Origin of the sequence: Hymenobacter taeanensis, from assembly GCF_013137895.1 — a bacterium.
In the GTDB taxonomy this organism is placed as follows: domain Bacteria; phylum Bacteroidota; class Bacteroidia; order Cytophagales; family Hymenobacteraceae; genus Hymenobacter; species Hymenobacter taeanensis.
Window position 1 is genome coordinate 3,565,126 of the sequence record NZ_CP053538.1, and the last position, 26,879, is coordinate 3,592,004.

The 26,879-nt window shown below is 56.9% G+C and carries 25 protein-coding genes; 15 read left to right on the plus strand and 10 right to left on the minus strand.

Annotated features, from left to right (window positions below; translation table 11 throughout):
- Positions 1 to 79 precede the first annotated feature (79 nt).
- Both HMJ29_RS15025 and HMJ29_RS15030 read left to right on the plus strand, forming a co-directional pair.
- The gene (locus tag HMJ29_RS15025; RefSeq protein ID WP_171592256.1) at positions 80 to 706 is read left to right on the plus strand and encodes a bifunctional nuclease family protein; all 627 of its coding nucleotides are present in this window, start codon (positions 80 to 82) and stop codon (positions 704 to 706) included.
- Positions 707 to 838: 132 nt separating this feature from the next.
- Positions 839 to 1,390 carry a YfiT family bacillithiol transferase gene (locus HMJ29_RS15030; RefSeq protein WP_171592257.1) on the plus strand — a complete coding sequence of 184 codons (552 nt, stop codon included), beginning with the start codon at positions 839 to 841 and terminating at the stop codon, positions 1,388 to 1,390.
- 169 nt (positions 1,391 to 1,559) lie between these two features.
- Here HMJ29_RS15030 and HMJ29_RS15035 read toward each other — a convergent pair whose 3' ends face one another.
- Together HMJ29_RS15035 and HMJ29_RS15040 are read right to left on the minus strand one after the other, a co-directional pair.
- On the minus strand, positions 1,560 to 2,369 hold the full coding sequence (locus HMJ29_RS15035; protein ID WP_171592258.1) for an ABC transporter ATP-binding protein: 810 nt from the start codon (positions 2,367 to 2,369) through the stop codon (positions 1,560 to 1,562).
- Between the two features lie 62 nt (positions 2,370 to 2,431).
- Positions 2,432 to 3,121, minus strand: a complete 690-nt coding sequence (locus HMJ29_RS15040) for an MlaE family ABC transporter permease (protein ID WP_410780014.1) — start codon at positions 3,119 to 3,121, stop codon at positions 2,432 to 2,434.
- A 157-nt stretch (positions 3,122 to 3,278) separates the two neighbouring features.
- Between HMJ29_RS15040 and HMJ29_RS15045 the strand changes: the two genes are divergently transcribed.
- A complete protein-coding gene (locus tag HMJ29_RS15045) occupies positions 3,279 to 3,992 on the plus strand; it encodes an SDR family oxidoreductase (protein ID WP_171592260.1) in 714 nt (237 codons plus the stop codon).
- A gap of 129 nt (positions 3,993 to 4,121) precedes the next feature.
- Here the strand turns inward: HMJ29_RS15045 and HMJ29_RS15050 are convergent, their stop codons facing one another.
- Entirely contained in the window at positions 4,122 to 4,904 is a 783-nt protein-coding gene (locus HMJ29_RS15050; protein ID WP_171592261.1) for a GIN domain-containing protein, read from the minus strand.
- A gap of 12 nt (positions 4,905 to 4,916) precedes the next feature.
- On the opposite strand from HMJ29_RS15050, the gene HMJ29_RS15055 reads away from it, so the two are divergent.
- The 4 genes from HMJ29_RS15055 to gldG all read left to right on the plus strand — a co-directional run bounded on the left by HMJ29_RS15055 (position 4,917) and on the right by gldG (position 9,352).
- Positions 4,917 to 5,609 carry an SDR family oxidoreductase gene (locus tag HMJ29_RS15055; RefSeq protein ID WP_171592262.1) on the plus strand — a complete coding sequence of 231 codons (693 nt, stop codon included), beginning with the start codon at positions 4,917 to 4,919 and terminating at the stop codon, positions 5,607 to 5,609.
- Positions 5,610 to 5,709: 100 nt separating this feature from the next.
- Positions 5,710 to 6,618, plus strand: a complete 909-nt coding sequence (gldA, locus tag HMJ29_RS15060; protein ID WP_171592263.1) for a gliding motility-associated ABC transporter ATP-binding subunit GldA — start codon at positions 5,710 to 5,712, stop codon at positions 6,616 to 6,618.
- Between the two features lie 154 nt (positions 6,619 to 6,772).
- Complete coding sequence (gene gldF / locus HMJ29_RS15065; RefSeq protein WP_171592264.1) at positions 6,773 to 7,498, plus strand: gliding motility-associated ABC transporter permease subunit GldF; 726 nt, start codon at positions 6,773 to 6,775, stop codon at positions 7,496 to 7,498.
- Positions 7,499 to 7,633: 135 nt separating this feature from the next.
- On the plus strand, positions 7,634 to 9,352 hold the full coding sequence (gldG, locus tag HMJ29_RS15070; RefSeq protein WP_253805648.1) for a gliding motility-associated ABC transporter substrate-binding protein GldG: 1,719 nt from the start codon (positions 7,634 to 7,636) through the stop codon (positions 9,350 to 9,352).
- 123 nt (positions 9,353 to 9,475) lie between these two features.
- Here the strand turns inward: gldG and HMJ29_RS15075 are convergent, their stop codons facing one another.
- Both HMJ29_RS15075 and HMJ29_RS15080 read right to left on the minus strand, forming a co-directional pair.
- On the minus strand, positions 9,476 to 10,081 hold the full coding sequence (locus HMJ29_RS15075) for a hypothetical protein (protein WP_171592265.1): 606 nt from the start codon (positions 10,079 to 10,081) through the stop codon (positions 9,476 to 9,478).
- A 127-nt stretch (positions 10,082 to 10,208) separates the two neighbouring features.
- The gene (locus HMJ29_RS15080; RefSeq protein WP_171592266.1) at positions 10,209 to 10,652 is read right to left on the minus strand and encodes a BLUF domain-containing protein; all 444 of its coding nucleotides are present in this window, start codon (positions 10,650 to 10,652) and stop codon (positions 10,209 to 10,211) included.
- A gap of 272 nt (positions 10,653 to 10,924) precedes the next feature.
- Here HMJ29_RS15080 and dnaN point away from each other — a divergent pair, with 272 nt between their 5' ends.
- Positions 10,925 to 12,049 (plus strand): DNA polymerase III subunit beta, encoded by a 1,125-nt coding sequence (gene dnaN / locus HMJ29_RS15085; RefSeq protein ID WP_135434515.1) that lies wholly within the window; start codon positions 10,925 to 10,927, stop codon positions 12,047 to 12,049.
- 213 nt (positions 12,050 to 12,262) lie between these two features.
- Positions 12,263 to 12,601: a gliding motility protein GldC gene (gene gldC, locus HMJ29_RS15090; protein WP_171592267.1), complete on the plus strand. Its 339-nt coding sequence runs from the start codon at positions 12,263 to 12,265 to the stop codon at positions 12,599 to 12,601.
- A 75-nt stretch (positions 12,602 to 12,676) separates the two neighbouring features.
- Here gldC and HMJ29_RS15095 read toward each other — a convergent pair whose 3' ends face one another.
- The 5 genes from HMJ29_RS15095 to HMJ29_RS15115 all read right to left on the minus strand — a co-directional run bounded on the left by HMJ29_RS15095 (position 12,677) and on the right by HMJ29_RS15115 (position 18,492).
- On the minus strand, positions 12,677 to 13,201 hold the full coding sequence (locus HMJ29_RS15095; protein ID WP_171592268.1) for a DUF4890 domain-containing protein: 525 nt from the start codon (positions 13,199 to 13,201) through the stop codon (positions 12,677 to 12,679).
- A gap of 225 nt (positions 13,202 to 13,426) precedes the next feature.
- Positions 13,427 to 13,963: a dCTP deaminase gene (dcd, locus tag HMJ29_RS15100; protein WP_171592269.1), complete on the minus strand. Its 537-nt coding sequence runs from the start codon at positions 13,961 to 13,963 to the stop codon at positions 13,427 to 13,429.
- 89 nt (positions 13,964 to 14,052) lie between these two features.
- Positions 14,053 to 14,925 carry a hypothetical protein gene (locus HMJ29_RS15105; RefSeq protein WP_171592270.1) on the minus strand — a complete coding sequence of 291 codons (873 nt, stop codon included), beginning with the start codon at positions 14,923 to 14,925 and terminating at the stop codon, positions 14,053 to 14,055.
- Positions 14,926 to 15,115: 190 nt separating this feature from the next.
- Positions 15,116 to 16,438 carry a glutamate-1-semialdehyde 2,1-aminomutase gene (hemL, locus tag HMJ29_RS15110; protein WP_171592271.1) on the minus strand — a complete coding sequence of 441 codons (1,323 nt, stop codon included), beginning with the start codon at positions 16,436 to 16,438 and terminating at the stop codon, positions 15,116 to 15,118.
- Between the two features lie 98 nt (positions 16,439 to 16,536).
- A complete protein-coding gene (locus HMJ29_RS15115) occupies positions 16,537 to 18,492 on the minus strand; it encodes an ABC transporter substrate-binding protein (RefSeq protein WP_171592272.1) in 1,956 nt (651 codons plus the stop codon).
- Between the two features lie 413 nt (positions 18,493 to 18,905).
- On the opposite strand from HMJ29_RS15115, the gene HMJ29_RS15120 reads away from it, so the two are divergent.
- From HMJ29_RS15120 to dgt, 6 genes are all read left to right on the plus strand, one after another.
- Positions 18,906 to 19,571 (plus strand): TetR/AcrR family transcriptional regulator, encoded by a 666-nt coding sequence (locus HMJ29_RS15120; RefSeq protein WP_171592273.1) that lies wholly within the window; start codon positions 18,906 to 18,908, stop codon positions 19,569 to 19,571.
- Positions 19,572 to 19,643: 72 nt separating this feature from the next.
- Positions 19,644 to 21,371, plus strand: a complete 1,728-nt coding sequence (locus HMJ29_RS15125) for a peptidase domain-containing ABC transporter (protein ID WP_171592274.1) — start codon at positions 19,644 to 19,646, stop codon at positions 21,369 to 21,371.
- A 107-nt stretch (positions 21,372 to 21,478) separates the two neighbouring features.
- Positions 21,479 to 22,879, plus strand: coding sequence for an HlyD family secretion protein (locus HMJ29_RS15130; protein ID WP_171592275.1), 1,401 nt, complete (start codon positions 21,479 to 21,481; stop codon positions 22,877 to 22,879).
- Positions 22,876 to 24,477: a TolC family protein gene (locus tag HMJ29_RS15135; protein ID WP_171592276.1), complete on the plus strand. Its 1,602-nt coding sequence runs from the start codon at positions 22,876 to 22,878 to the stop codon at positions 24,475 to 24,477. Before HMJ29_RS15130 ends, HMJ29_RS15135 begins: the two co-directional genes overlap by 4 nt.
- Positions 24,478 to 24,550: 73 nt before the next feature.
- The gene (locus HMJ29_RS15140; RefSeq protein ID WP_171592277.1) at positions 24,551 to 25,234 is read left to right on the plus strand and encodes a DUF1361 domain-containing protein; all 684 of its coding nucleotides are present in this window, start codon (positions 24,551 to 24,553) and stop codon (positions 25,232 to 25,234) included.
- Between the two features lie 81 nt (positions 25,235 to 25,315).
- Positions 25,316 to 26,731 carry a dGTP triphosphohydrolase gene (dgt, locus tag HMJ29_RS15145; RefSeq protein ID WP_171592278.1) on the plus strand — a complete coding sequence of 472 codons (1,416 nt, stop codon included), beginning with the start codon at positions 25,316 to 25,318 and terminating at the stop codon, positions 26,729 to 26,731.
- Positions 26,732 to 26,879: the final 148 nt, after the last annotated feature.

Genomic DNA, 26,879 nt, shown 5'->3' on the forward strand with positions numbered 1-26,879 from the left:
GCTTTTTCGTCAATTGCTTAGCACTTTCGTATAGTCAGTACGGCAAGGTCTAATACTTCAGAAATCAGTACGTTCCCTGGTGAAAAAAATTCAGCTCGAAATTCTGGGCCTCTCGTCCAGCCAGTCGCAGTCTGGCTCATTCGCCCTTATTTTGGGCGAGAAGACCGGCAACCGGCGCTTGCCGATTATAATCGGCATGTTTGAGGCGCAGAGTATCGCCATTCAGATAGAGAAAATCAACCCGAACCGGCCGCTCACGCATGACCTGTTCAAGTCCTTTGCTGAGCAGGTGCACGTGGTAGTGCTGGAGGTTCTGATTTCCGACCTCAAAGAAGGCGTGTTCTACTCGAAGATTGTGTGCTCCGATGGGGCTACAACGTTTGAGTTGGATTCGCGCCCTTCCGACGCCATTGCCATCGGCCTCCGCTTTGGGGTGCCCATCTTCACGGTGGAAAGCGTGCTTAGCGAAGCCGGTATCATCCTGTCAGACCTCGACGAAAACGCCGATGAGGACACCGACGATGAGGATGATGACGATGACGACACGCCCGGCGGTGACCCCGCCACGCCTCAAGTGGAGCAGCGTGAGCCCAGTGGGCAGGTATCCTTGGATGAGCTGACCAAAATGCTGGCTCAGGCCCTTGAAAAGGAGGACTACGAAAAAGCCGCTAAAATCCGCGACGAGCTAAACAAACGTAACGGGTAAGGCACTTGGCCTAGCAAAAGAAACGGCTTCTCTGGTTCAGGGAAGCCGTTTCTTTTGCTAGGCCAGTATGGCGTAGACTATGCTGCCGGCTTGTTGTTACTTTGCTGCTTACTCACCCATTTCCCTCGTTTTATGGAGACACCTGCTGCTCCCGACCTGCGCTTTCCTATTGGCTACCCCGTTTTACCAGACGAGACGTTGGATAGGGAAGCTCGCACCGCCTACATTGCCCAGATAGCCCTGCTTCCAGACCAAGTACGAGCGGCGGTAACGGGCCTTACTCCGGTCCAACTGGACACGCCTTACCGGCCCGGCGGCTGGACGGTGCGCCAGGTTATTCATCACCTGCCCGATTCTCACATGAACAGCTACGTCCGCTTCAAGCTGGCGCTAACGGAAGAGGTACCCACTATAAGCCCCTATGAGGAGCAATTGTGGGCTGAGCTGCCCGATAGCCAGGCTACGCCCGTAGCCGTATCGCTGGCGCTGCTGGAGGCCCTTCACATTCGCTGGACCTTTCTGTTGCGTAACCTCACCGACTCGCAGTGGCAGCGCACATTTTACCACCCCGGCAGCAAGCGCACATTTACCCTCGACCAGGCGCTGGTGCTGTACGCCTGGCATGGCCGACACCATTTGGCGCATATCGGGAACCTGGTATACCGGGAGGGGTGGCGCCGTTGATCAAAGTAATTGCCTCAGTTTTAAAGCGGAAGACGTTGTTGAATTCAATACCTGCGCTCAGCAACTATTCTACTAATACTTACTCATCTAGTAATACCTACTCAGCCCAAAGGCCAAGGCCGGTTCAGGTACCTGAACCGGCCTTGGCCTTTGGGCTGAGTAGGTATTACTAGATGTTGATGGCTTCGTCGGTGGTGGCGGCAGCTAGGCCACCCTGAATTTCGTCGTCTACTTTCTTGGCGGCCCGTACGAGGCTGCTGCTGAAGATAAATTCTTTGAGTTCTGGTACCTGGGCGTTTAGAATTTCGTCCTTGTTGCCATCCCAGAGCTTCTGGCCTTTGTAGAGGAAGATAATATGGTCACCGATTTCCACTACCGAGTTCATATCGTGGGTTACTACTACCGTTGTAATGCCGTACTCGTGTGTGATTTCGTGAATCAGCTCGTCAATCTTGATACTCGTGAGTGGGTCGAGGCCCGAGTTAGGTTCGTCGCAGAAAAGGTAGGTACAATTGGGCGCAATGGCCCGGGCAATACCAACCCGTTTCTTCATACCCCCCGAAATTTCGGAAGGCATTTTAGTACCGGCATTTTCCAGACCTACGCGCTTGAGGCAAAATTCTACCCTGTCTTGGCGCTCTTCTCGGCTCATCTCGGTCATGAGCATCTTGAGGGGAAACTCTACGTTCTCGGCCACTGTCATGGAATCGAACAGCGCCGAGCCTTGGAACAGCATACCAATTTTGCGTCGGATTTCCTGCTTGATATCCACCTTGTTATTGGTAAACACGGTGCCATCAAAGGTGATGCTGCCAATATCGGGCTTCATGAGGCCTACAATGCACTGCAGCAATACCGACTTACCCGTGCCCGAGCCGCCCAGCAGCAGGTTGCACTTGCCCGTCTCGAAGGTGCAATTGATGCCTTTCAGCACCTGATTACCATCGAAGGATTTCTGGATATTATGAACTTCAATCATAGGGAAAAGCAGATAGTTGGAAGCGGAGAGTGAGCGTGCGGGTGCACCTCGGGCTTCTGAGGTTATAGCAACAAGGCGGCCAGTGCAAAGTCAGCTATCAGGATAGCAATAATGGAGTTATTAACGGCATCAGTACTGGCGGCGCCAACTTCCAGCGCGCCACCCTGAGTGAAATACCCCTTGAAGGCTGAAATTGCGGATACCAGGAAAGCAAAGACCACTGATTTAATCAGGGCGAAGACAATGTTGTAGGCGATAAAGTCAGTGCGAATGCCTTCTACATATTCCTGAGCAGAAATAGCGCCCGTAAGCGTGCCGGCCAGATAGCCACCAATAATAGACAGCGCCATGGCCAGAACAACCAGCAGCGGAAACATGAGCATTGCCGCAATAATGCGGGGTAGCACCAGGTAAGAGGCCGAGTTAATGCCCATTACTTCCAGAGCCGAAACCTGCTCCGTGATGCGCATGGTGCCTAGGCCACCTGCAATGCTGGAGCCCACCTTGCCGGCCAGTACAATGCTGGTAATAGTAGGAGCCAATTCCAGGATGGTCATTTCCCGTACCATATACCCAATAGTGCTCTTCGGGATGAGCGGGTTGGTTAGGTTATAGGCAATCTGAACGCAGGTTACGGCCCCGATAAAGGCTGAAACAATAGCTACAATGAAAATGGAGTTTACCCCAATAATGATGCACTCATCAATAGTGCGGTTCCAGAGAACCGCGAAACGCTCCTTTCGGGAGAGCATACTTTGAATGAAGAGCAGAAATTCGCCAAATGACTTGACCATAGAAGCGGCAGAGAAGGAGGAAAAGCGAGTACTTGCGGGCGGGTAAGCCTACGACTATTCTATAGAAGAGCTTGCCCGCTTCACTTACGTAAAAACAGTTTCAGCAATCAAAGGAATGCAAAAAAATATCGTGGTGATTACGGGAGGTACCAAAGGAATTGGGCGGGCGCTGGTACTCAGGTTTCTGCGCGCCGGTTATCCGGTAGCAACCTGTGCCCGCTCAGCCCAAGACCTACAGGAGCTACAGACAACGGTAGTGGCTGAACTGCCGGCTGCCCAACTGCACACGCACGCCGCCGACTTAAGCCAGCAGAATGAAACCCGCCGCTTCACTGACTTTTTGAGTGGCCTGGGCCAGGTAGAAGTGCTTATCAACAATACTGGCTCCTTCATTCCGGGCCGGCTGCAAGACGAGCCCCTCGATGGCTCGCAGCTGCGCCAAATGCTGGATGTGAACCTGCTCAGCGCCTACGACGTGACGCTGGCCCTGCTGCCCGGCCTTATCACGCGCCGCAATGGGCATATCTTCAATATCTGCTCCACGGCCAGCCTCACGGCGTACCCCAACGGGGGCTCCTATGGCATTGCCAAGTTTGCCTTGCTGGGCATGACCAAAAACCTGCGCGAGGAGCTAAAGCAGCACAATATACGGGTGACGGCCGTGCTGCCCGGCGCTACCCTCACGGCCAGCTGGGAAGGCACCGACCTACCCGCCGAACGATTTATAAAGGCCGAAGACGTGGCTGAAGCCATCTTCAGCACCTTTAGCCTCTCACCGCAGGCAGTAATTGAAGAACTGCTGATCCGCCCTCAACTGGGAGACTTGTAGGCCTGTAAGCTTTCAGTTGGGCGGAGGTCTTGTAGCAGATAGACTTCCGCCCAACGAAACGCTGTCAGTCAGTAGGAGGTAAAGACAAAACTTGAGTTAAAACTGGTGAGGTACATGGGAAGCAGTGCCTTACTCCCGCACCAGCTTGCCCTTACCCGTGATTTGCAACGTGGCGCTGCTGGCCGGGATACCGCTGTAAAATATGGTGCCCGTGCCCGCGTGGGTACCCACTAACGCCTGCGTAACGGTAAAATGGCCGTTGCCATTGGTGGAGCTATTACCGCGCAGGTAGATTCGGCTGGTAGGTAGGTCAGTGGCGTAGGTGCTGCCATTGCCGCCAATGGTGAGGTGCAACTCCTGCGTACGGCCCTCCAGGTAAATGTCGCCCAACTCGTACTGGTCCATGTTCAGATACTGGCTCTGCAGGTTGAGGCGAAAGTCGCCGGAGCCGATGAGGTGGGCAAAAAGCGTATCGGCCCGGAACGTGCCCTCGGTCTGTATATCGGACTGCCCGCGCAGAAATACGTCGTGAATACGGGGCGTGTGCAAGGTTACCTCGCGGGGCGTGTTGTAGCGGCGTACCCAGTTACAGCGGCTGGTGTTGCGGATAATCATCTGATTGCCAGTTACTTCCAGCCGGATATCCTCCTGCAGGTTTTTGCCCGCCCTCACCTCGGCATAAGTCTCGCTATCCTGCACCAGGGTAACGGTAATGTTGTCGTAGGTAGTGAGTACGCGGAAGGGGGATAGGGCGCGCCGCTCCGTGGTAATATTGCCGGTGCTGGTGAAACAGCCTGCTTCGTTTTCTTTACTGCACGAGGTCAGAATCCCAAAAGCCGCTACTCCCAGCACAGTTACACGTAAAAGCCGGCGAGGGACGCTAACTTGCATCCCTATTTCAAACCACGACATATCCCGAAAACGATGGACCTAAGCGGCAAGGTAGCCATTATCACAGGCGTCAGCAAAGGAATTGGGCGGTCAACCGCCGAAGCACTGTTAGCTAAAGGGGCTATCGTGGCGGGTTGGGGCCGCACGGCGCCCGAAGGCTTGGAGCATGAGCGATTCCAATTCTTTGAGTGCGATGTACGCAATGAAATAGCCGTACAGGAGGCCTACACCAATACGCAACGTGAGCTAGGTCCGGAAATCCAGATACTGGTAAATAACGCCGGTATAGGCCACTTTGGCCCCGTGGACGGCTTTTCGTCGGATGACTGGCACGAAATGTTTGATACCAACGTGCACGGGGTGTTTTACTGCACCAAGGCGGTGTTGCCCCAGATGAAAAAGCAGCACCTCGGCCACATCATCAACGTGGCCTCTCTGGCCGGTACGGCCGGTACGGCTAACTTAGCTGGCTACTGCGCTACTAAATATGCCATTCGGGGCTTCTCTGACGCCTTGTTCAAGGAAGTGCGCCCCGATGGCGTGCGCGTGACCTGCGTAATGCCAGGCTCCGTAGAAACCAACTTCAACGGTGCTGAGCCCGGCCAGGAGCCCGACCCCCACAAGATGCAACCCGAAGACATTGCCGCCGCCATTGTGCATGCCCTAGAAGCGCCGCAAACGGTCATGATTTCTGAGCTGCAAATGCGACCTACGCAGCCTAAGTAGTGGTTGAGTGTTACTTGGTGGCTGTGGGTTCTCTGATTTCTTCTGACACCAAACCGGCAACAAGTAACAGCGTACCAACCAGCACCTGACAACTCAACAAATGGTAGAAGTTCAACAGTTGACGAAGACCTTTGGCGCACAAGCGGCCGTCAATAACATCAGCTTTACGGCGGGTAAGGGCGAGATAGTAGGCTTTTTGGGGCCGAACGGAGCCGGTAAGTCCACCACCATGAAGATTGCCACCGGTTACCTGCCACCTTCGGCGGGCACAGTGGTAGTAGATGGCTACGACGTGCAAACGGCCCCACTGGAGGTGCGTCGCCGCGTGGGCTATCTGCCAGAGCATAACCCGCTCTACCTAGATATGTATGTGCACGAGTACCTAGAGTTTATTGGCTCAGTGCACGGCCTGAAAGGCAGCCACCTGCGTCAGCGGGCCAGCCAAATGGTAGAGCGTGTAGGCCTGGGCCGTGAGCAAAACAAGCAAATCGGGGCACTATCCAAAGGTTACCGCCAGCGTGTAGGCCTGGCCCAGGCCCTCATCCACGACCCTGGCGTGCTCATCCTTGATGAGCCCACTACTGGCCTAGACCCTAACCAGATTGGGGAAATCCGGACGTTGATACGGGAGCTGGGTCAGGATAAGACGGTCATTTTCTCTACCCATATTCTGCCCGAGGTGGCGGCCCTGTGCAGCCGGGCCGTTATCATCAACCGCGGCCAACTGGTAGCCGACTCGCCCGTGTCGGAGCTGGGTGCCAAAGCCGTTGGCGAAACCATCATCCGGGCCGAGTTTGAGCAGCCAATTGATACCGCGCCGCTACTAGCGCTGCCGGGTATCAACCAGGTAGAGCAGGAGAGCGGCAACACCTACCGCATTCGGGCCGCCGCAGGCTCTGATCAGCGCGGAGCTATTTCGCGCTTAGCCGCTCAACATGGGTGGGTGCTCCTTGGCCTCCGGCAAGAGGAGCAGTCGTTGGAGCAGATATTCCAGACCCTAACAAAATGATACGAGACGCTAAGAAAAACGTCAGGCTGAGCGGAAACAAAGCATCTCTACCGCTTTGTAGAATTGCTAACCTATCATCCAGACTCTATACCTCTTAGCAAGCTCCACATGACGTTGTTTGTCTTCCGTAAAATCATCAGCACATCACTACCAGATGTACGCCATACTTCGCAAAGAATTTAACGCTTTCCTTAGCTCCCCAGTGGCCTACGTGGTTATTGCGGTGTTTTTGGTGGCTACGGGCCTGTTCGTGTGGGTCTTCCCCGACAGCAGTGTGCTCGACTACGGCTACGCCGACTTGCAGACGCTGTTCAACATGGCCCCCTGGATCTTCCTGTTCCTGATTCCGGCCATTACCATGCGCACCTTCGCCGAGGAGAAGAAGGCGGGCACCATTGAGCTGTTGCTGACCCGCCCACTCACCGATGGGCAGATAATAGGAGGGAAGTACCTGGCGTGCCTGCTGCTGGCCCTGCTGGCTCTCGTGCCCACGCTGCTCTACTACTACTCGGTATACCAACTGGGCGCGCCCAAAGGCAACATCGACTCGGCCGCAACGGTAGGCTCGTACATAGGCCTAGTGCTGCTAGCGGCCGTGTTTGCCGCTATTGGCATCTTCGCCAGCGCCATTACCCGCGACCAGATTATTGCTTTTCTGGTAGCCGTGGTGGGGTGCTTTCTGGTGTATTCGGGGTTTGACTCGCTGGCTTCAGTATTTGATGGTGCACCCGCTTATTACATCAGCCAGCTTGGTATTGCGGCCCACTACCGCGACCTGAGCAAAGGCCTCATTGATTCCCGCGACCTGCTGTACTTCTTCAGTTTAATTGCCGGCTTGCTGCTCGGCACGCGGCTGGTTCTGCAAAGCCGCAACTGGTAATCTATATCATCACCCTCCCTCATCCAACTAACGAAAGTTACTGGCCTAGCACCATTCTCTGCTAAGTAAGTGGCCTAGTATAGCCCCTTGTAGGGCTCCGGATGATGAATGAATCTGATTTGACTCTGCCGTTATATGGCTCCATCTGCTCCCGCTCCATCTCCCTCTACCGCGCGCAAACGCCGTGACCTGACGCGCTTTGGGTTGGCGTTGCTAGTCCTGTTGCTCATCAACTTTGTGGGCGCCATCTACTTCTTTCGGCTCGATATGACGGAGGAAAAGCGCTACACCATGTCGGGGGCTACTAAAACGCTGCTGGAGAACCTGAAGCAGCCCGTTACCGTGACAGTGTACTTAGAGGGTGACTTTCCCCCAGCCTTCCGCCGGCTGCAGCAGTCCGTGCGCGAAACCCTGAACGAGATGCAGGTGTACGGTGGCTCCAACCTGCACTACGTGTTCGTGGATCCCTCAGCGGCCGGTACTGAAAAGGCCCGCAATGAGTATTATGCCACCTTGCTGAAGAAGGGCTTGCGCCCCACCAACCTGGGTGCTAACGAGAACGGCAAGCGCGTAGAGAAAATCATTTTCCCCTGGGCTACGGTGGCCTCGGGTGGTAAAGAGCAGCAGGTGTTGCTGTTGCGTGGCAACCAGGCCGCCCCCTCCGACGTGCGCCTCAACCAGAGCATTGAGGGATTGGAGTATGAGCTGGCCAGCGCCATCCGGAGGCTCAGCCCCGGCAAGCGCAAGCGCATTGGGGTACTCGAAGGCCACGGCGAGCTAAATAACGCCGAAGCCGGTGACCTAATTGGCTCCCTGCAGCAATACTATGATGTGTTCCGGGTGAACCTCAACCAGGCGCGCCCCCAGGATCTGAAAACGCTCAGCGCCGTTATTGTGGCCAAGCCCGCCACGGCTTACTCTGAGCCCGAGAAGTTCAAGCTCGATCAGTTCATCACTCAGGGCGGCAATGCGCTGTTCTTCGTAGACGCCATGCGTGTGAATCTCGATAGCGCTAACCGAGGCGGCATGCTGTCGTTCCCGTTGCAATTAAACCTAGAGGACCTGCTGTTTAAGTACGGCGTGCGCATAAACCCCGACCTGATTCTGGACCTCAACTCCGGGGTTATCCCGATGGTAACTGGCCTAGAGGGGGAGAAGCCTAAAGTGGAGCCTATGCCCTGGCAGTTTTACCCGCTCATTAATAACTTCAGCCAGCACCCCATTACCCGCAACCTTGATGCGGTATACACGAAATTTGTCAGCAGTATTGATACCGTAAAGGCCGCTGGTATTCGCAAAACGCCGCTGCTCTTTACTTCACGCTACACCCGGGTGCTGCCTTCGCCGGTGCCCGTAAACCTGAACGACGCCCGGCTAGAGCCTGAGCAGCGGCTTTATAAAGACCAATTTAAGCCCGTGGGCTACCTGCTCGAAGGGCAGTTCCGTTCCCTTTACGCCAACCGCGCCCAGCCTGGCACTTCGCAATATCTACCCGAAACCCCTCCCTTAGCGCGACCATCTAAAGTGCTGGTGCTCTCCGATGGTGACTTTGTGCGCAGCGAGCTAGACCCCAAAACCGGGCGTCCGTACCGCTTGGGCTTCGACCGCTTGGCCAACACCGAGTTTGCTAACCGCGAGATGGTGCTCAACGCCGTAGATTATATGCTTGATGAGAGCGGCCTGATTTCCGTGCGCAGCAAGCAAATAACCCTGCGCCCCCTCGACAAGCTTCGGGTAGTGGAGGAGCGCCGCCGTTGGCAACTGCTAAACCTTGTGGCCCCGCTGGTGCTGCTAGGCTTGTTTGGCATAGTGCGTGCCTGGCGTCGGAAGCGTCGGTACGCCTCGTTTAATTAAGTAGCCAAACTACGCTGGCTGAGCTGTAGGAGGAAGCAATACTAGTTGATTATCAACGCCAGTTCTACACCAGCAAAGCGTGGGCGCTATTGAGGTTGTTTACGCCACTTGGTGCCTTTGGCTCTACTGCATGATAGCTGTGCTGGAGGTGGCTTGATACATTTCACCGCCTCTCAGCCGCACATCTACTCGCACCCGGAAAGAAGGGTTCAACTCAGGTTTTTTTTTCAACGTAAGGGTATAGCCCTGCTGAGTAATTGTCGCAGTATCAGTTAGTAAATAAGTATTGAGGTCGTAGCTAGTAAGATAGAATTGAGCATTTAAGAGGTCATTGATCGTATCGTTGGCCAGATGCTGCGCATCGAAATCCTCAAGCGTGATAACGGTTAAAGATTGAAGCTTTTGCTTGGAGCCCAAATACCCATCCGCAATGCAGTCACAGGCAGAGGCCGTTGGAATAAGTGAGAAAGGACTTGATTGAGGTAATTGGGCTGAGTAAAACCTAACGAAGTTGCGCACATCCAGCGAAAAGTCTTGGAAAGCAACTTGCTGGTTGTTTTCAAGTTTATCGGCGCAGCAGTCGCCTCTTTTTTTATAATTCTCCACGCTGATTCCAGTCAGAATGAAGTATTTGCCTTTCGATTTATCACACTTGCACCCATACAAGTCACAGTTCTGTAACGAGAAACCAATAGCCAGCAAGGTAGTTAGTGCAATGGCCTTTTTCATCAGTACTATAGAAGATACAAAGATGCTATGTCCTGGTAGAGAGAGTTATCGTTCAAATAGTTGCATGGGTAAACAAGCTTGATTTAAATACAAGCTAAGCTCAATAGAGCTGGGGTATACTATCCCATTAAAACCTAATTTCGTCTTCCGTTACGAACGTGGAGAGCAGAGAATGCAAGGAGATATTGTCGTTTTCTGAGTACGAAGACAGGTAGTTCTCGCCTTCTGGGTTAGTGTAGCCTTTGAGGTCCGCGAAAGCCTCTGGGGCAACGGCTTTGAAGCCCATACTCCATTGCGAAAAATTACGCTTCTGGATAGGGCCATCCGACAGCTTAACCACCCTGAAGTGCCGTTGATCTTCCCGAATACGCGCAAAAATATAGTGAACCTCGTTTTTCTCTCCCTCTAGTACCTGCATAATCTCTCCATCGCAGTACAGTAGAATTCCGGTTAAATTATGGGCCTCATTCCAGGAGCGAGACCGCAGAAGAATGGCTCCCAGGGCATTATCATCAAGGGGAGTAGTAGCAATGCTCTGGTAAACTAAATGATGCAGGGTAGCAGAGGCCATGATAGAACGAGGCAGATACTTAGGAATAGAAAGCTAAGTAATCGGCTTCTGACAAATTACGCAATAGTGGAGCTTGAATCTGATAGCACGCTCCCCTGAACTAGTAGAAATTAGGGCGGGCCTGCTACGCAGGCAATACTGGCTGTATGGCGCGCTGCAATGCTGTTTTCGGGTATTTTTCTCAGGCGTATTCATTCTGAACGCAGGTTTCTAAACCGGCTCCTGTTTCCTATCTTTGTCCCTTCTAAACCAGCCCAAACCTTATCTCTTCTATGAAGTTCATCGTTTCGTCTTCCGCCTTGCTCAAGCAGCTCCAGAGCATCAATGGCGTGGTCACGAATAACCCCGTGGTACCGATCCTGGAGAACTTCCTCTTTGAGATTGAAGAGGGCAAACTTACCATCACGGCTTCCGATCTGGAAACCAGCATGATGACGGAGCTACCCGTGGAAGCCCGCGAAAGTGGCCGTATTGCTGCCCCCGCCCGCATCCTGCTCGATACCCTGAAAAACCTGCCCGACCAGCCCGTGACGTTCACCCTGGACGAGGAAACATATACCATTGAAATTGCCAGCTCTAATGGCCGCTACAAGCTGGCCGGCGAGAATGCTACCGACTTCCCCCGCGTGCCGGTAGTAAAAGGCTCCACGCCCATTGAGATTCCTTCGTCGTCGCTGTCGCGGGCTATCAACAAAACCATCTTTGCGGTCAGCACCGACGAGCTGCGCCCTGCCATGACGGGTATTCTGGTGCAGCTAGCCGACAACCAGGTAACCTTTGTGGCTACCGATGGCCACCGCCTGCTGCGCTACCGCCGCTCCGATGTGGGTGCCGGCCAGACCGCAAACATCATCATCCCGCGCAAAGCCTTTAACCTGCTGAAAGGTGCGCTGCCCTCCGAGGCTACTACCGTGCGCGTAGAGTTCAACAACTCCAATGCCTTCTTCAGCTTCAACCAGATGCGCCTCGTGTGCCGCCTGATTGATGAGCGTTACCCTGACTACGAGAACGTAATTCCAGTAAGCAACCCCAATAAGCTTATCATCAGCCGCCAGGAGCTGCTGAACTCGGTAAAGCGTATCAGCATCTATTCCAACAAGACCACGCACCAGGTTCGGTTGCGTCTCGCTGGCTCAGAGCTGACGGTATCGGCGGAAGACCTGGACTTCTCCAATGAAGCCAACGAGAAGCTGGCCTGCCAGTACGATGGCGAAGACATGGAAATTGGTTTCAACGCTAAGTTTCTGACGGAAATGCTCTCGAACATTGATTCTGAGGAGATTACGCTGGAGCTGAGTACGCCAAACCGCGCGGGTCTGCTGATGCCAACCACCCCCGACGACAACGAAAACATCCTGATGCTGGTTATGCCAGTGATGCTCAACAACTATGTTTAATCACGGATAGAGACGGATTTTCCGGATGGCACGGAGTTATTCTGTGGGCCGGATAATCCGTTTTCTTTTGGCTTCAGTAGTCAAAGAGGCTTGAAGCTGATTAAGCTATTTAATTCTACCTCGAACAGGTTGGTGGAAACTCTGCGGCGTACGGCCCAAAACGGAGGGCTAAGCGAATCCGTGTAATTCGAATAATCCGTTTAAATCCGTGATATGAAGAAATCTGAAATCCGCTTCAGCATCGCCCTCGACGATCAGAAAGTACCCGAGGCCATCAGCTGGACAGCCACCGACGCGGGTCCTGATATTCACTTTGCCAAAGCCATCAATATTGCCCTCTGGGACCGGGATGAGCGAGGTACCATGAAAATTGACCTCTGGACCAAGGAAATGCCCGTTGATGAGATGAAGCGCTTCTATGTAGATACCATGGGGGCTATGGCCGAGAGCATTGTAACGGCCACCAACGACTCGGTGATGGCCACCAAAATGCGCGACCTGTGCCGCGTATTAATGGATCATATTGAGGAGGAAGAGCGTAAGCAAAAATAATTTCGACCTGTTAAGGCATACGTAAGCCCCGCCAGATAGCTCTGGCGGGGCTTATTTATATCTAGGCCTCTCCCCCTAACGGGTAGTGGTAGCCGGGGCGGTAGTACGGGCGGGGCCAATGGTGGCACCTTTGCTACTGGCTGGCAGCGGGTTCTGCACCGAGTTTACGAAGATAGCATCGGCGGCGCGAGCGGCGTAATCGCGGTCGTACTTCCGGAAAGTAGCGCGCGAGTCGTAGTAGTTGCTATACTGGTCAGTAGAGAGTACCGCCTGTAGCTCCTTGTCACGCTCTTTACACACGGCATCGCACTGCTCCGTAATGACTTTCTGGTTGCCGGCGTTTCGCTGTTCAATGGCCGCCATTTTAGCTACTTTATCCTCATTAATAGCCCGCAGCTTGGCAGACTGGTATCCGTTCAGGCGCAGGTCGCGGGCCATCTGGTCAGAGAGACGCTTGGCGCGCTCCTGCACAGGATTCAGGCGAGGAGAAGGTTTAGTTTTATCCTGGGGTTGGACTAAGCTTGGTTTTGGTTTCTGCTGGGCCTGCACGCCGATGGTAGCGGCAAGGAGCAGGGCAGCGGTGGCAAGTTGCTTTCTCATCAGTATTTGCACGTTTTTAGATCTACAATCAGCAGCGGCTTCCTAACAAAAGATATGGTTAACAGCAGGAAGCTTGTTATGATTATAACGAAAAACTGTGCCAGGGAGTTTATTCTGAATCAAAAACATAGCTAACAGCTAGCTATATAGGCATACACCCAAGCCCTTCATAAAGAGCTCGGGTGTCAGAATGTGTAGTGCGCTCAGTGGTACGTTAAGAGTGGTCTAGAAACGGTTTTTCCACATCATAGACTCTACGGGCTTCACCGTGCGCTCATTGTATTTAGCGTTGGCCTTGCGGTTGTAGAAGGTTTCTACATCGCCCTGCACAGCAAAATAAATCAACTGGCCTACGGGCATCAGGTGGTACACGCGCACCGGCATCGATACGCTGATTTCCAGCGTCCAGGTGTTGCAGAACCCGATGTCGCCTTTGCCTGCGGTAGCGTGAATATCTATGCCCAGGCGGCCAACACTGCTCTTTCCCTCCAGGAAGGGTACGTGAGCATGACTCTCAGTGTATTCTTCCGTTACGCCCAGATACAGCGTACCGGGTTGCAGCACAAAGCCTTCTTCCGGGATTTCAAACACGTCGATTTCGTTGTGCTTGCGAGCATCCAGTACTTCATCGCGGTAGGTAGCCAGGTAGCGCCCCAGGTGCACATCGTAGGAGTTAGTGCCGAGGCAGGTCCGATCGTAGGGCTCAATAACAATGTTGCCCCGCTCTATTTCGGCGAGAATCTGCTGGTCGGTGAGAATCATGCGTGTTGATTTTAAAAAGTAGAAGTGAAGAGCATGGCTACTGCAGTGGGGTGGCCTAGGTCACTACGTCATGCAAAGCAGCCTCCTCTTTACTCGTCGTCACCGTCTTCGTAACGGTCTTCGGGTAAAGCATTGGTGCGCCGCCGGGTGGCTGGGCCCGACTTGCGCTCCTCTAACTCGTCGCTGAGCGCATCGAGGCGGTTGCGTAAATCAGCCAGCGGCCCGGTTATCAGAAACAGCAGCAGCAACAGGGAACTGCCCGCCAGCAGCAGCGTGAGGTAATCAACCCAATCATGGCGGGGCGATACATCGAGGGGGCGCAACGCAGGGTAGGAGGCGGGGGCCGAAGCCAGGTTGCCTTCGGGAGCGGGCTGCACATCCTCCTGGGCCACGCCGGCGGGGGCGTTGCTGGGGGTGGCTACCTCACCATCAACGGCAGGCGGCACGGCGGCTCCATCGGCAGCCAGCTCTTCGGGAGCGGGGTCTTGCGAAGCGTTAAATTGCGCGGTGCCCTGCTTGATAACGCGCTGTAGGGCTCTGATAAGAGCCACCCGTTCATCGCGGGGCAGCACCCGCACAAAGAACTCGAAGTTCTTATCTACCAGCACGGTATTGAGCTGCTTCTCAAACTCAATCAGGTCTGTGCGCCCCGAGCCAAACCGACCCTTAAAGCGCTCCGAAACGTCGTTGTAGTTGTGAAAGAGCTTCTGTAGATCAGGGCGGCCGGGGAAGTTCTCGAACTCGCGGCGGGCCTTGGCGCTACGCAGATTGGCGGGAAACTTACTGCGGGCAAAGGTCTTGTCGTAGACCGTTTCCATGGTGCGGAAGTTGAGCTCATCTACGGTGCGCTGAAACAACCGTTTATTGGCCGCTGCTGGCGTTTCCGTTTGGGCGAGAAGCGCGCCAGGCACGGCAAGCCACAGCAGCAAAAGCAGTGGAAGAAACGAGCGAAATCGGAACATGGCAGCAAAAAGATTTGCGCAAAGGTAGCCGGTTGCTCTTATGGATTGGCGCGCAAAGGCAGAAAAGCAGCGGTTAGTAAGGAAGTGGCATAGAAATAAAAAAGACCTTACCACCCGCATCAGCAGCCGCGACAGCTGCTACGCATGGGGTGGTAAGGTGCTTCGTTATCTGGAGAGGGAGGGCCGTGGCTTAGAGGCCGTGGGCCTCTCGCATCGATTCGCGGCAGGCAGTGAGGTACGTATCCACCAAATCATCAGTAATGGCGGTGCTCACAAACAGCGCCTCATATTGAGCGGGAGCCAGGTATATGCCGCGGTGCAGCATGGCGCGGAAGTAGCGCCCAAATGCTTCCGTATCCGACTGCTTTGCCTCTTCCAGGTTGGTAACGGGCTTATCGGTAAAGAATACGCTGAACATGGAGCCTACCTGATTTACCGTGTAATTCAGGCCTAGCTCTTGGCAAATCTGGCGGGTGCCATCGGCAATGCGCGTGGTGGTGCGGTTGAGCTGGTCGTAGAGCTCCGGGTGCTCCTGCAGGTAAGTGAGTTGGGCAATGCCGGCGGCGGTGGCAATGGGGTTGCCGGAAAGCGTACCAGCCTGGTACACCTTGCCCGCGGGAGCCACCTGGTCCATGATATCCTGGCGGCCACCGTAGGCCCCAACGGGCATGCCCCCGCCAATGATTTTGCCGAGGGTCGTCATGTCGGGCTTAATGCCGTAGAGTTCCTGTGCACCACCCCGCGCGAGGCGGAAGCCAGTCATTACCTCATCAAAGATGAGCACGATGCCGTGTTGAGTGCATAAGTTACGCAGGCCCTGCAGGTAACCCTCCTGGGGGGCCACCAGGCCCATGTTGCCTACCACCGGCTCAAGAATTAGCGCAGCCACCTGGCCCTCGTTGGCGAGAATAACCTGCTCAGTGGCGGCGAGGTCGTTGTAAGGTACGGTGAGGGTATCCTGGGCCACGCCTTCAGTTACGCCGGGCGAGTCGGGGGCGCCAAGGGTGAGGGCACCCGAGCCTGCCGCAATCAGGAAGGAGTCGCCGTGGCCGTGGTAGCAGCCCTCAAACTTGATAATCTTGTTGCGGCCAGTATAGCCGCGCGCTACCCGAATAGCCGACATAGTGGCCTCAGTGCCGGAATTTACCAGCCGGACTTTCTCAATGCTGGGCACCATCTGCTTGATGAGCTCTGCCATCTCTACCTCGCGGCGCGTGGGGGCCCCGAACGATAGAGAGCCCTGAATGGCATCCTGCACGGCATGCAGCACCAGGTCAGGAGCGTGGCCCAGAATCATGGGTCCCCAGGAGTTGATGAAGTCAAGGTAGCGGTTGCCGTCAACGTCCGTGAGCCAGGCACCTTTGGCCGACTGCATGAACACCGGATGCCCGCCCACGGCCCGGAAGGCCCGTACGGGAGAGTTTACACCACCCGGAATATGGTTTTTGGCGCGGGTAAAGAGGGCGTCGCTGGTGGTAAGCGTGAGGTCAGGAGCAGTCAGAAGTTCAGACATGAAAACAAAGTAGCGCCAGCGGCAGCTGGCAGCGTTAAACATCAACAATAGGGCGCGGAGGGCCCCGGCTAAAGGTAGCGGAGTGGCTATAGTATAACCTACCGGATGCCCACAGGGTTCAGAACTTCCACCTCCAGGTGCTCCATTTTTGTGATGGGCACATACTGATTATCGTGGGTGCCGGCTGGGTAGCCAATGCCCTGAAAAAGGGTGCCTGAAACTGGGCCGCTGTTGGCTAGTTCCTGCTGGAAAGTTGGCCCGTATTGGTGCAGCTGCGAGGCAAAGTAATACAGCATCTCGAAGCCTGAGAAGGCAAACACTGAGGGTGGCAAGTTCTGACGCTGGGTGTAGAGCTGCCGGAAACGACGAACCCCAAGGCTGCTTTTGTCAATGAACTTAGGCTGCACGAAATACACGCTACGCGCATTCAATTGAGCCAGGCTCACGCGGTTGTTGTCTTGCCAGGAGGCATAAGTGATTAGTGCAGGCCGGGCGGCCTGCGCCTGCATGACGCCAAAGGTGTAAGGCCCGGCTTTCTTATGGTCAGAAGCAACTACCAAGTGGCCTATTGACTTCAGGTCGAGGCCGGCAAAGCCCGCCGCCAGCGACTCTTCTACATCTGAGTTGATGCGGCGCAGCTCCAGGACTTTACCGCCCAGCGCTTCGTAGGCCTGTTTGTACGTCTGCCCGAAGGAGGCTTCGTCCTTGCTGTCCTCGTACAGCACTATGGCCGTGCGCGGGCCACCAAGGCGGGCAAAAGCAAACTCAGCAGCTTGCCGGGCCTGCGTAGCCGAGCTGGACTCATACAGGTAATACCACGGATTATCTTCCACCAGGTCGCCGTCCTGCGACAGGGGGTTCACGCAGATTATTTGCTTCTGCTGAGCGTAGCGGGCCAGAATCTTACTGCCCGACTTGTATACCGGCCCAATGAGCATATCCATAGAAGCCACCTCAGGCAGGGCCAGTACGCTCTTGAGTTGCAGGGTATCGGCGCCGGTGTCATAGGCGAAGAGCTGAACCGGCCGGCCTTCCCGCTGCAAGGAGTCCTGGGCCAGGCGCATGCCGGCGTAAAGGTCCGTTACAAACTGGTTTTTGCGTTGCTTTTCCCAGCTGGGGTCATCAAACTCAAAAGGGAGGAGCACGCCAATGTTGTAAGTGCTTTTCTTCTGGGCTCGTGGGCGCGGGGTGTAGCGGGTCCGGTCGAGGGAGAACTGGGCAATCAGGTCGTTGAGCTGGCCTTTGTCCGCATCGGTATACCAGCCGCCGTTAGCCAGCTTATCGGCATACGCCCGGCCCAGCGCTGCCTCGCGCGGATACGTTTTGAGCAGGCTCTGGAAAGTGTCTTTGTCCTTGATGCGAGGCAGGTAGAGCGCCTTCATATTTTCACGCTCTGTTACTAGGCGGTCGGGGGGCAGCATGCTCAGCACCTTAAGAGCGTTATCGAAATCATGCTGCTCAAAAGAAAGCTGGCCCTGCAGGAACAGGGCTTCGGGTAGGCCACTCCACTGCGGATACTCGTTGCGTACCAGGTTAAGCATCTGCTCCGCCTCGGCCCATTTTTTGGCGCGGCTGGCGGCCACGGCATACAGGTAGGCGGCTTCCGGGGCCCGCTCAAACTTTGCACCCGGCAGCGTCAGGGGTTGCAGCTCCTGCATGGCCAGGTCGTAACGAGCCTGATCAATCAGCAGCTTCCCATTCTTGTAGCGCGTGTTGGGGTCAGAGGAGCCCAGGTTAGCGGGCAACCGCGGCCCGGTTGGGCGGGGGGAAGCAGTAGCCAGGGTAGGCTTGGCGGTAGATGGGGCCGTGGTAGGCTTGGTAGTGGCGGTTTTGGGGGCCGTGCCGGTAGCAGGCTTGCTCAGGCCGGTTGCCTTAGCCGCAGACGCCGCCGGTTTAGCCGCCGGAGTGGGTTTAGCAGCTGGGGGCGCCGCAGTGTTTTTAGACGGCGCCGGCTTAGGGGCAGATGTCGGGGTGGTTTGCTGAGCCAGGGATGAGCCGGAAAGGGCTAGGCCAGTGCACAGGGTAGCAAGTCGTAGGAGAGAGAATGACCTCATAAACCGAGGGGCCAGGGAATTTAGGCGGGAAAAACCAGAAAGCCACCCGCGGGAGGCTCTCTGCGCAAAGGTACGTAGATACGGCCGGGATGGTGGCAGATAGCAAACTACGTGCCCATAGGCCCCCAGGCTAGGCCACTGCTATACTATAGATGCTGCAGCAGTTGCCCACAGAAGTGGCCTAGGCGGCGGCTGGCGCGAAGTGGGGCCGCTTCATTTTAATGGAAATTTAAGTCCCATTTAATGTGGCCTTAAGTTAGGCAGTTGAGTGGCGCGGTACCTTTGTATCGAAGTTTGGATGAGGCACCTACGGCTACTAGAGCCGGGGTTGTGCCTTCGTGCTTTTGGGGGTGTGAGTAAAACTTTCATGAGCGGAAGTAATACTTCCTGAGCCCGGTAACTGCCCACGCAATATGTTGAGCTACATACATCTTAATGATCGGCTGTTTCTGCGGAATCCGCAGGAAACGGAGTTGGGGCGCCGCCTGATTGGGGAAAGCGTACGGCTGATTGACGAAATCGGGCTGGAGCAGTTCACTTTCAAGAAGCTGGCCCAACGGATGGAGTCAACGGAGGCTTCCCTGTACCGCTACTTTGAGAACAAGCATCGGTTGCTGGGGTATTTGGTGTCGTGGTACTGGGCGTGGCTGGGGCATCAGATCAGGTTTCACACCCACAACGTGCCCAACCCCGCCCAGCGGCTGCGGCTGATCCTGGGCATCCTGACCCGCGCCCACCACGATGACCCCACCACCACCGGCCTCGATGAGGCCGCGCTGTACCGCATTGTGGTAAACGAAGCTTCTAAAGCCTACCTCACCCGGGGCGTTGATGCCGACGACCAGGCCGGGCTGTTTCGAGAGTACAAGCAGTTGGTGGCGCACATTTCAGCGGTACTCGGGGAGCTGAACCCCGCTTACCCGTACCCCCACGCGCTGGCAAGTACGCTGCTGGAGGCCTCTCGCAAGCAGTTATTCTTCGCTCAGCACCTACCCTCACTCACTAACCAGACCGGGCAACCCACGGAGCAGGTTATCTACTGCTTCCTGGAAAACCTGGCATTTAAAGCCCTGGCCTAGCCTGCGCTTTTTGATACCAGCTGACCTGCTCCCGTCCACTCTCACTCTCCTCGCAACTTACCTATTCCGGCTATGGCCAATACGCAAGAATCTACTCTCACCCCCGGGCAGCGGCTGTTGCGCCTGCTGGCTGCCGAACGGCGCGACATTACCTACCTCTATATATATGCTGCCCTGGCGGGCCTCATCAGCCTCACTCTACCGCTGGGCGTGCAGTCGGTTATTGGGTTTGTAAGTAGCGGCGACGTTAGCACTTCCCTCATTGTGCTGATTGGGTTTATCGTGTTCGGGACGTTTCTGGTGGGGGCCCTGCAGGTCATGCAGCTGTACCTGGTGGAGTTTATTCAGCAGCGCCTGTTTGCCCGTGTAAGCTTTGATTTTGCCGTGCGCCTGCCCCGAGTCAGAACAGAGTCGCTGGATGGGCAGTATCTGCCCGAACTCATGAACCGCCTGCTGGATACGCCCACCTTGCAAAAGGGGCTTTCTACGCTTCTGGTGGAGTTCTCAGCGGCGGCGCTACAAATTCTGTTTGGCCTGATTCTGCTGTCGTTCTACCATCCCATCTTCATTGCGTTTGGCCTGCTGCTGGTAGCTCTGCTAGCCTTAATGATTCGCTTTACTGGCCCCAAGGGGCTGGCTACCAGCCTCTCCGAATCAAAATATAAGTACCGGGTAGTGGCCTGGCTGGAAGATGTGGCCCGTACGGTGCACACCTTCCGGCACTCCCCCCGGCAGGAAATGGCCATTTCCCGCACCGATGGCCTTGTGGAAGGCTACCTGGTAGCCCGCCAAAGCCACTTCCGGGTACTCCTGACGCAGTTCTGGGGGTTTGTAGCCTTTAAAACCTTAATTACGGCGGCCCTACTGATTATTGGCTGCTGGCTGCTGATCAGCAAGCAAATCAACATCGGTCAGTTTGTGGCCGCCGAAATTGTGATTATCCTCACCATCTCGGCCGTGGAGAAAGTGCTCCTGAAGCTGGATGTAGTATATGATGCTCTCACCTCGCTCGATAAAATTGGGCACGTGCTGGACCTGCCGGTGCTGGAGCCGCACGCCGGGGTGGAGCTACCCTTGGCAACGGCAGGGAGTGGCCTACGCGTAGAGGTGCGCCACCTGAGCTACCAGTACCCTGGCAGCGAGAAGCAACCCGTGCAGGATGTGTCGCTGGTGTTGGCGGCCGGCGAGCATATGGGCTTGGCGGGCTCCGATGGCTCTGGCAAAACTACCCTGCTGCGCGTGCTGGCGGGTTTGCTGGAGGGCTACACCGGCGTGGTGGCCTATGATGGCCTTGCCCTGCAGGACATCTCCAGCGAAGCCCTGGGCCGCTACCTCGGCGACAACATCTCGCACCAGAACATTTTTGAGGGTACCCTGCTGCAAAACATCACCCTGGACCAAGCCAACCTCAGCGCCGACGATGTAACGTGGGCCCTGGAGCTGGTAGGCCTGCGCGACGACCTCTACGGCCGCAAGCAGGGCCTGAATACGCCCCTTGGGGTGGGCACGCCGCTTTCTGATAGCGTGCGCCAAAAGCTGCTGCTGGCCCGGGCACTGGTGCGGCGCCCCCGTCTGCTGCTGCTAGATAACTTCCTGACCGGTGTGGAGCCCGCTGAGCGCCTGCGCATTCTGCAGCGCCTGCTAGCCCCCCAGCAGCCCTGGACGGTGCTACTGGCCTCCAATGATGTGCGCGTGCTAACTCTCTGCCCCCGCTTGGCTCTACTCCGCGAAGGCCGCATCATTGCCGATGGTTCATTTGATACCGTTTCGCAGCAGCCGGAACTGCGCGAGCTGATGTAGCGCCGGTATGCTGGGTTGCAGCCAAGAGGGACGCAAGCTCCCGCTGCGCCCGCCTCAGCCTTCGCTATCAGTACCGCTTCAAACCACTAATCAGCACCCCCTAGTATATGCCTTTTGCTGAACGTCCCCTCGAAGAAACCAACCCTCGCACGGCCAATTTCCGCTCCTTTAGCCGGGTGCAAACTCCCACCGCGGGCCGTACCCTGGCCCGCTGGCTGGGGGGGCTGGGCGTAATAATTCTGCTGGCCGGCTTTCTGCCCTGGACGCAGAACATCCGCTCTAACGGGCAGCTTACCACGCTGCGCCCCCAAGACCGCCCCCAAACTGTGCCCAGCACTATTGCCGGCCGCATTGAGCGCTGGCATGTGCGCGAAGGGCAGCAGGTAAAGCGCGGCGACACCCTGGTTTCCATCGTCGAAATCAAGGATAAGTATTTTGACCCTCAGCTACTACAGCGTACCCGGGAGCAGCTGGCGGCCAAAATTGCCTCGCTGGAAGAAAACCGGGGTAAAACCGTAGCCCTAGGCAACCAGCAGGATGCACTACGCAGTGGCCTACGGGTAAGCCTAGATAAAGCCCGCAACAAAGTAACCCAGACCCGCCTCAAGCTCAACTCTGATCAGGCTGAGCTGCGCGCCGCTGAAAACGACTTTAACATTGCCCGCCAGCAGCTGGCCCGTCAGGAAGCGCTTTACCAGCAGGGCCTCAAGAGCCTGACCGAGCTGGAGCAGCGCCGCCTGAAATTTCAGGAGAGCACGGCCAAGCGCCAATCGGCGGAAAACAAGCTGGGCGCCAGCCAGCAGGAGCTCACCAACGCCCAGCTGGAGCTGTCGTCGTTGCAGGCGGAGTACCAGGATAAGCTGGCCAAGTCGGAGTCGGACCGTCGTTCGGCTACCGCTTACCAGTTTGATACTGAGGGTCAGATTGCCAAAATGCGCAATGAGCTGGCCAACCTGAGCATCCGCTCGGGCTACTACCAGATTACGGCGCCGCAGGACGGCTACGTGGTGCGGGCCCTGAAGGAAGGCCTGGGCGAGATTGTGAAAGAAGGGGAGCCCATTGTATCGGTAATGCCTAATGCCCCGGCGCTGGCCGCTGAGCTCTACGTAAAGCCCATGGATATTCCGCTGCTGAGCGTGGGCCGCAAAGTGCGGCTGCAGTTTGATGGCTGGCCCGCGCTGGTATTCAGCGGGTGGCCGGGCACCAGCTTCGGTACCTTCGGGGGCCAGGTAGCTGTCATCGACAACATTGACTCACAGGGCCAGTACCGCATACTGGTTACCCCCGACCCCGACTTGGAGCCCTGGCCTAAACCCTTGCGCGTAGGCTCTGGGGTGTATGGTTGGGCCCTGCTTGATAATGTGCCGATCTGGTATGAACTGTGGCGGCAGCTCAACGGCTTCCCCCCCAACTTTGTAGGAGCACCCGGCGAAGGTAAAGGAGGTAAAGCCGCTAAAAAGGCCGACAAAGGCGCTACGGCCAGCGAGGAAGAGGAGGAGAAGAAATGAAGCAGCTCCTTCTAACCTGCCTGAGCCTGGCGCTGCTTTTAGCTGAGCCAGCTGCTGCGCAAACGGTTCCCACTCCCCGCCGCACAGCAGCACCCGCCCGCAACACCACACCGGCTGTTGCTAGGCCAGTTGCCCCTGCCCGTAAAGTCGTTACAACCGTTGTAGCGCAACCAGATGGTGGTAGCATTCGGGGTGTTGAACCAGCGCCACTGGCTACTGCTCCCGACTCAGGGGAAGTGTTCACCCTCGCTGACTTACTGACCTATGTGGCCTTGCGCCACCCGGTGGCGCGCCAGGCGGGCCTGCTGCCCGAGCGCGCCCAGCAGGAGGTGCGCTATGCGCGGGGCCTTTTTGACCCGGCTGCCACCAGCAAATACTACGGGAAAACCCTCGGGGGTAAGGAGTATTTCCACGACTGGGACTCGCAGCTGCGGATACCGGTATGGTATGGCCTTGATGTGAAAGCCGGCTTTGAGCGCGGCACGGGTACCTACATCAACCCCGAAAACTATACCGCCCCGTACGGCCTGAGCTACATAGGCCTGTCGGTGCCGCTGGCCCAGGGCTTGCTGATTGATGAGCGCCGGGCTGCTGTGCGCCAGGCCCAGGCATTGCAGGGCTTAGCCGAAGCGGAGCGCCGCGGAGCCCTGAATAAGCTGCTGCTGCAAGCCGCCAAAGACTATTGGGACTGGAGCCTGAATTACCAGCGTCTGCAGCTGCTGAGCCGCAATACTGGCCTGGCCAACGTGCGCCTAAGTGCGGTACGCCAGCGCGTACTGTTCGGAGATATGGCCGCTATTGACTCGGTGGAGGCCCTTACGGAGCTCCAGAACCGACAGGCTACCCTGGCCCAGGCCCGGGTGCAGTTCCGCAACGCCACGCTACTGCTCAGCAACTACCTCTGGGACGAGCAGCAGCAACCCCGTGACCTGCCCACCACGGCGCGGCCGCAGCTGCTACCGGGCCCCACCGACTGGCGCCCTCTTGCCCCCGACTCGGTGGCCGCGCTAGGCCAGTTGGCCCAGCAGATACATCCGGAGCTGCAGAAGAACCGGGCTAAAATCAACCAGCTGGGCGTGGAGCGGCGTCTGCTCAATAACAAGCTCCTGCCCAAGCTCACCCTCGACTACAACCTGCTGCAGGCGGGCCAGCCTTTTAACCCCGAGAAGCCAGCCAGCCTGAGTGGCTCCTACCTGCAGAATAACTACAAGCTGGGGGTAAGCTTTGCCTACCCGTTGCTGCTACGGCAGGAGAGGGCTAAGCTGCAACTAAACCGCCTGAAAATTAGGGAGGCCGAGCTGGACTTGCAGCAGGACTCCCGCGAGGTGCAAACTACCCTGCGCACCGTAGCCAACGACTGGGAGGCTCTGCGCGAGCAGCTGGCTCTGCAGCAGCAGGTAGTGCGCAACGCGGAGCGCCTGCGCAATGGTGAGCAAATTCGGTTTGAGAATGGCGAAAGCTCAGTTTTCCTGATCAACTCCCGTGAAGCCAGCCTCGTGTCGGCGCGCGTGAAGCTGGCCGAGCTGCAAGCCAAATACGCCCAAACCCAGGCCACGCTGCGCTGGGCCGCTGGCGGGCCCGCGAGTGTTGAATTATAGGCGAACGGCAATATACCCGCGCAACCTTCCGTTAGGAACGCTGGTTTGAAAATCCGAACGTACTGGTATGCTGATGTCCATTGCCAACTTGCCCCTGCCGCAGATTCGTCACCGCCTCAACCTCATGTTGCTGCTGGGGGCTTCGCTGACGCTGAGTGTGCTGCTGATTACGTTTCGGGTGTTTCTCTCGCATGAGGTGCTGTTCGCCTTTCTGCTCTGGAACCTGTTTCTGGCCATCATTCCGTTTGGCCTGAGCACCATGCTGGGCCTTACCGCCGGGCGGGTGAAGGCGCGGGTGCTGCTGCCCGTGGGTGCGGTGTGGCTGCTGTTTTTCCCGAATGCTCCCTACATCCTCACTGACCTGTTTCACCTAGAGCCGCGGGCCGGTGCCCCTTACTGGTATGACCTGGCCCTGATTCTGAGCTGCGCCTGGAATGGGCTGATGCTAGCCTACGCTTCCCTCACCGATATGCAGGCCATTGTGGCCCGCCGGCTGGGGTGGGGCGCCAGCTGGGTGTTTGCCACCGTGGCGCTGCTGCTGAGCTCGTTTGGCATTTATCTGGGGCGCTACCTCCGCTTCAACAGCTGGGATATCCTCACCAACCCGCTTACCCTGTTTTACGACATCATTAACCGCATTCTGCACCCCGCCGCACACCTCGGTACCTGGGGCGTAACGCTGCTGTACGGGGCCTTCCTGCTGCTGGGCTACGCCACCGTGCGCCTGCTGGGCCGAATGGGAGAGGAGCCAGCCTAGGCCACTCTACAGTCGAGCTAGGAGGCGGAATCTTGACAAGGGCCCTGCTGATTTGCCGCGGCCTTGTACCTTAGGCCACTGATGATGCACCTAACCAGCTCCGACGCGCCTGCCATGACGTGGGAGCGGCTCCTGAGCCGCCGCCGCTACCCCGACCAACCCCAACTACACGTGGTGACCGACGCGCCGCCCGTGCGCGGGGCCTTCGTGGCCGACTACGACCGGGTGGTGTTCAGCTCTGCGTTTCGTCGGCTGCAGCGCAAAACGCAAGTGATGCCCCTGCCGGAAACCGATTTCGTGCACACCCGCCTCACGCACTCCCTGGAAACGGCCTGTGTGGGCCGCTCCCTGGGCCGGCTGGGTGGGCGCTTGCTCCTGGAGGAAACCGATGGCCTAGCCAAGATTTTGCCTCACCTCGACAGCGACTTTGGGGATATTGTGGCGGCGGCGTGCCTGGCCCATGATATTGGCAACCCGCCCTTTGGCCATAGCGGCGAGGATGCTATTTCGGCGTACTTCCGTAGCTCAGCCGCCGAGCCCTTTGTGCGGGTGCTCAACGCCGCCCAGCGCGCCGATTTGCAGCAGTTTGAGGGTAACGCCGCCGGCTTCCGGATTCTGACGCACACGTACGCGGCGCACAGCAGCGGCTCAGCCGGGCTGGGCCTCACGTATGCCACGCTAGGCGCGTTTACCAAGTATCCGCGGCCCTCGGTAGTGGAAGAAGCCAGCCTTACGCGCGGTACCAGCGAGAAGAAGTACGGCTACTTTCAGACGGAGGCGGCCCGGTTTCAGGAGGTAGCCCGCGAGCTAGGCCTCTTGCCCAAGCCTCCCGGCACCGACATTGGCGGGTTCTTCCATAGGCACCCGCTGGCGTTCCTGGTAGAAGCGGCCGATGATATCTGCTTCCGTATTATAGACTTTGAAGACGGACTGAAACTGGGCCTGATTCCGTGCCAGGAAGGGCTACAGCTCCTGCGCGACATGCTGGGCGATGCCCCTGGGCGGCGCGGCTCCGTGGAGTGGCGCGACTGGCGCGAGGAGTTGGGCTACCTGCGGGCCCGCCTCATTAACCGGCTGGTGCAGCAAACCGCCCGCCTCTTCGCCGACCGCTCCGACGACCTGCTCCGGGGCCGCTCCGATGAGCCCCTGGTGCGCCAGCTCGATTGCTGGGAGCAGCTGCAGCGCGTGCACCAGCTCACCCTCGACCACCTATACCGCAGCCGCCCCGTACTGGAAACCGAAGCCGCTGGCTTTGAGGTGCTGGCGGGGCTGCTCGATGCCCTGCTGCACGCCACCTTCGACCCTTATAGCGGCCCCCGTTCCCGTAAGCTGTTGCAGTTGCTGCCCGAGCAGTTTCGGGCGCTAGGCCACCAAGAAAAGGTTTCTGCCTACGAACAGATTATCCTGCTCACCGACTATATCGGGGGCCTTACGGATCAGAACGCGCTTAGCCTGTTCCGCAACATTCGGGGTATTGACCTGCCGCAGGGGTACTAGCTCCGGTAGTGAAAGGTGCAAGCTCAGATTTGCTTTCGCGCGGAGTAAGCCGGTTTTCTGCTGGCTTCCTTGCTTTGGTAAGGTTGTTTGCACCTGAGAAATCTTATTGGCGGCTGGCCCACGTATATGCCACCCAACAAGCTCCTCT

What these genes read in the sequence shown, in the direction of transcription:
- HMJ29_RS15030 (WP_171592257.1), top strand. Translation starts at nt 839, where the DNA reads ATGGAGACACCTGCTGCTCCCGACCTGCGCTTTCCTATTGGCTACCCC.
- HMJ29_RS15035 (WP_171592258.1), bottom strand. Translation starts at nt 2,369, where the DNA reads ATGATTGAAGTTCATAATATCCAGAAATCCTTCGATGGTAATCAGGTG.
- HMJ29_RS15040 (WP_410780014.1), bottom strand. Translation starts at nt 3,121, where the DNA reads ATGCTCTCCCGAAAGGAGCGTTTCGCGGTTCTCTGGAACCGCACTATT.
- HMJ29_RS15045 (WP_171592260.1), top strand. Translation starts at nt 3,279, where the DNA reads ATGCAAAAAAATATCGTGGTGATTACGGGAGGTACCAAAGGAATTGGG.
- HMJ29_RS15050 (WP_171592261.1), bottom strand. Translation starts at nt 4,904, where the DNA reads ATGTCGTGGTTTGAAATAGGGATGCAAGTTAGCGTCCCTCGCCGGCTT.
- HMJ29_RS15055 (WP_171592262.1), top strand. Translation starts at nt 4,917, where the DNA reads ATGGACCTAAGCGGCAAGGTAGCCATTATCACAGGCGTCAGCAAAGGA.
- gldA (WP_171592263.1), top strand. Translation starts at nt 5,710, where the DNA reads ATGGTAGAAGTTCAACAGTTGACGAAGACCTTTGGCGCACAAGCGGCC.
- gldF (WP_171592264.1), top strand. Translation starts at nt 6,773, where the DNA reads ATGTACGCCATACTTCGCAAAGAATTTAACGCTTTCCTTAGCTCCCCA.
- gldG (WP_253805648.1), top strand. Translation starts at nt 7,634, where the DNA reads ATGGCTCCATCTGCTCCCGCTCCATCTCCCTCTACCGCGCGCAAACGC.
- HMJ29_RS15075 (WP_171592265.1), bottom strand. Translation starts at nt 10,081, where the DNA reads ATGAAAAAGGCCATTGCACTAACTACCTTGCTGGCTATTGGTTTCTCG.
- HMJ29_RS15080 (WP_171592266.1), bottom strand. Translation starts at nt 10,652, where the DNA reads ATGGCCTCTGCTACCCTGCATCATTTAGTTTACCAGAGCATTGCTACT.
- dnaN (WP_135434515.1), top strand. Translation starts at nt 10,925, where the DNA reads ATGAAGTTCATCGTTTCGTCTTCCGCCTTGCTCAAGCAGCTCCAGAGC.
- gldC (WP_171592267.1), top strand. Translation starts at nt 12,263, where the DNA reads ATGAAGAAATCTGAAATCCGCTTCAGCATCGCCCTCGACGATCAGAAA.
- HMJ29_RS15095 (WP_171592268.1), bottom strand. Translation starts at nt 13,201, where the DNA reads ATGAGAAAGCAACTTGCCACCGCTGCCCTGCTCCTTGCCGCTACCATC.
- dcd (WP_171592269.1), bottom strand. Translation starts at nt 13,963, where the DNA reads ATGATTCTCACCGACCAGCAGATTCTCGCCGAAATAGAGCGGGGCAAC.
- HMJ29_RS15105 (WP_171592270.1), bottom strand. Translation starts at nt 14,925, where the DNA reads ATGTTCCGATTTCGCTCGTTTCTTCCACTGCTTTTGCTGCTGTGGCTT.
- hemL (WP_171592271.1), bottom strand. Translation starts at nt 16,438, where the DNA reads ATGTCTGAACTTCTGACTGCTCCTGACCTCACGCTTACCACCAGCGAC.
- HMJ29_RS15115 (WP_171592272.1), bottom strand. Translation starts at nt 18,492, where the DNA reads ATGAGGTCATTCTCTCTCCTACGACTTGCTACCCTGTGCACTGGCCTA.
- HMJ29_RS15120 (WP_171592273.1), top strand. Translation starts at nt 18,906, where the DNA reads ATGTTGAGCTACATACATCTTAATGATCGGCTGTTTCTGCGGAATCCG.
- HMJ29_RS15125 (WP_171592274.1), top strand. Translation starts at nt 19,644, where the DNA reads ATGGCCAATACGCAAGAATCTACTCTCACCCCCGGGCAGCGGCTGTTG.
- HMJ29_RS15130 (WP_171592275.1), top strand. Translation starts at nt 21,479, where the DNA reads ATGCCTTTTGCTGAACGTCCCCTCGAAGAAACCAACCCTCGCACGGCC.
- HMJ29_RS15135 (WP_171592276.1), top strand. Translation starts at nt 22,876, where the DNA reads ATGAAGCAGCTCCTTCTAACCTGCCTGAGCCTGGCGCTGCTTTTAGCT.
- HMJ29_RS15140 (WP_171592277.1), top strand. Translation starts at nt 24,551, where the DNA reads ATGTCCATTGCCAACTTGCCCCTGCCGCAGATTCGTCACCGCCTCAAC.
- dgt (WP_171592278.1), top strand. Translation starts at nt 25,316, where the DNA reads ATGATGCACCTAACCAGCTCCGACGCGCCTGCCATGACGTGGGAGCGG.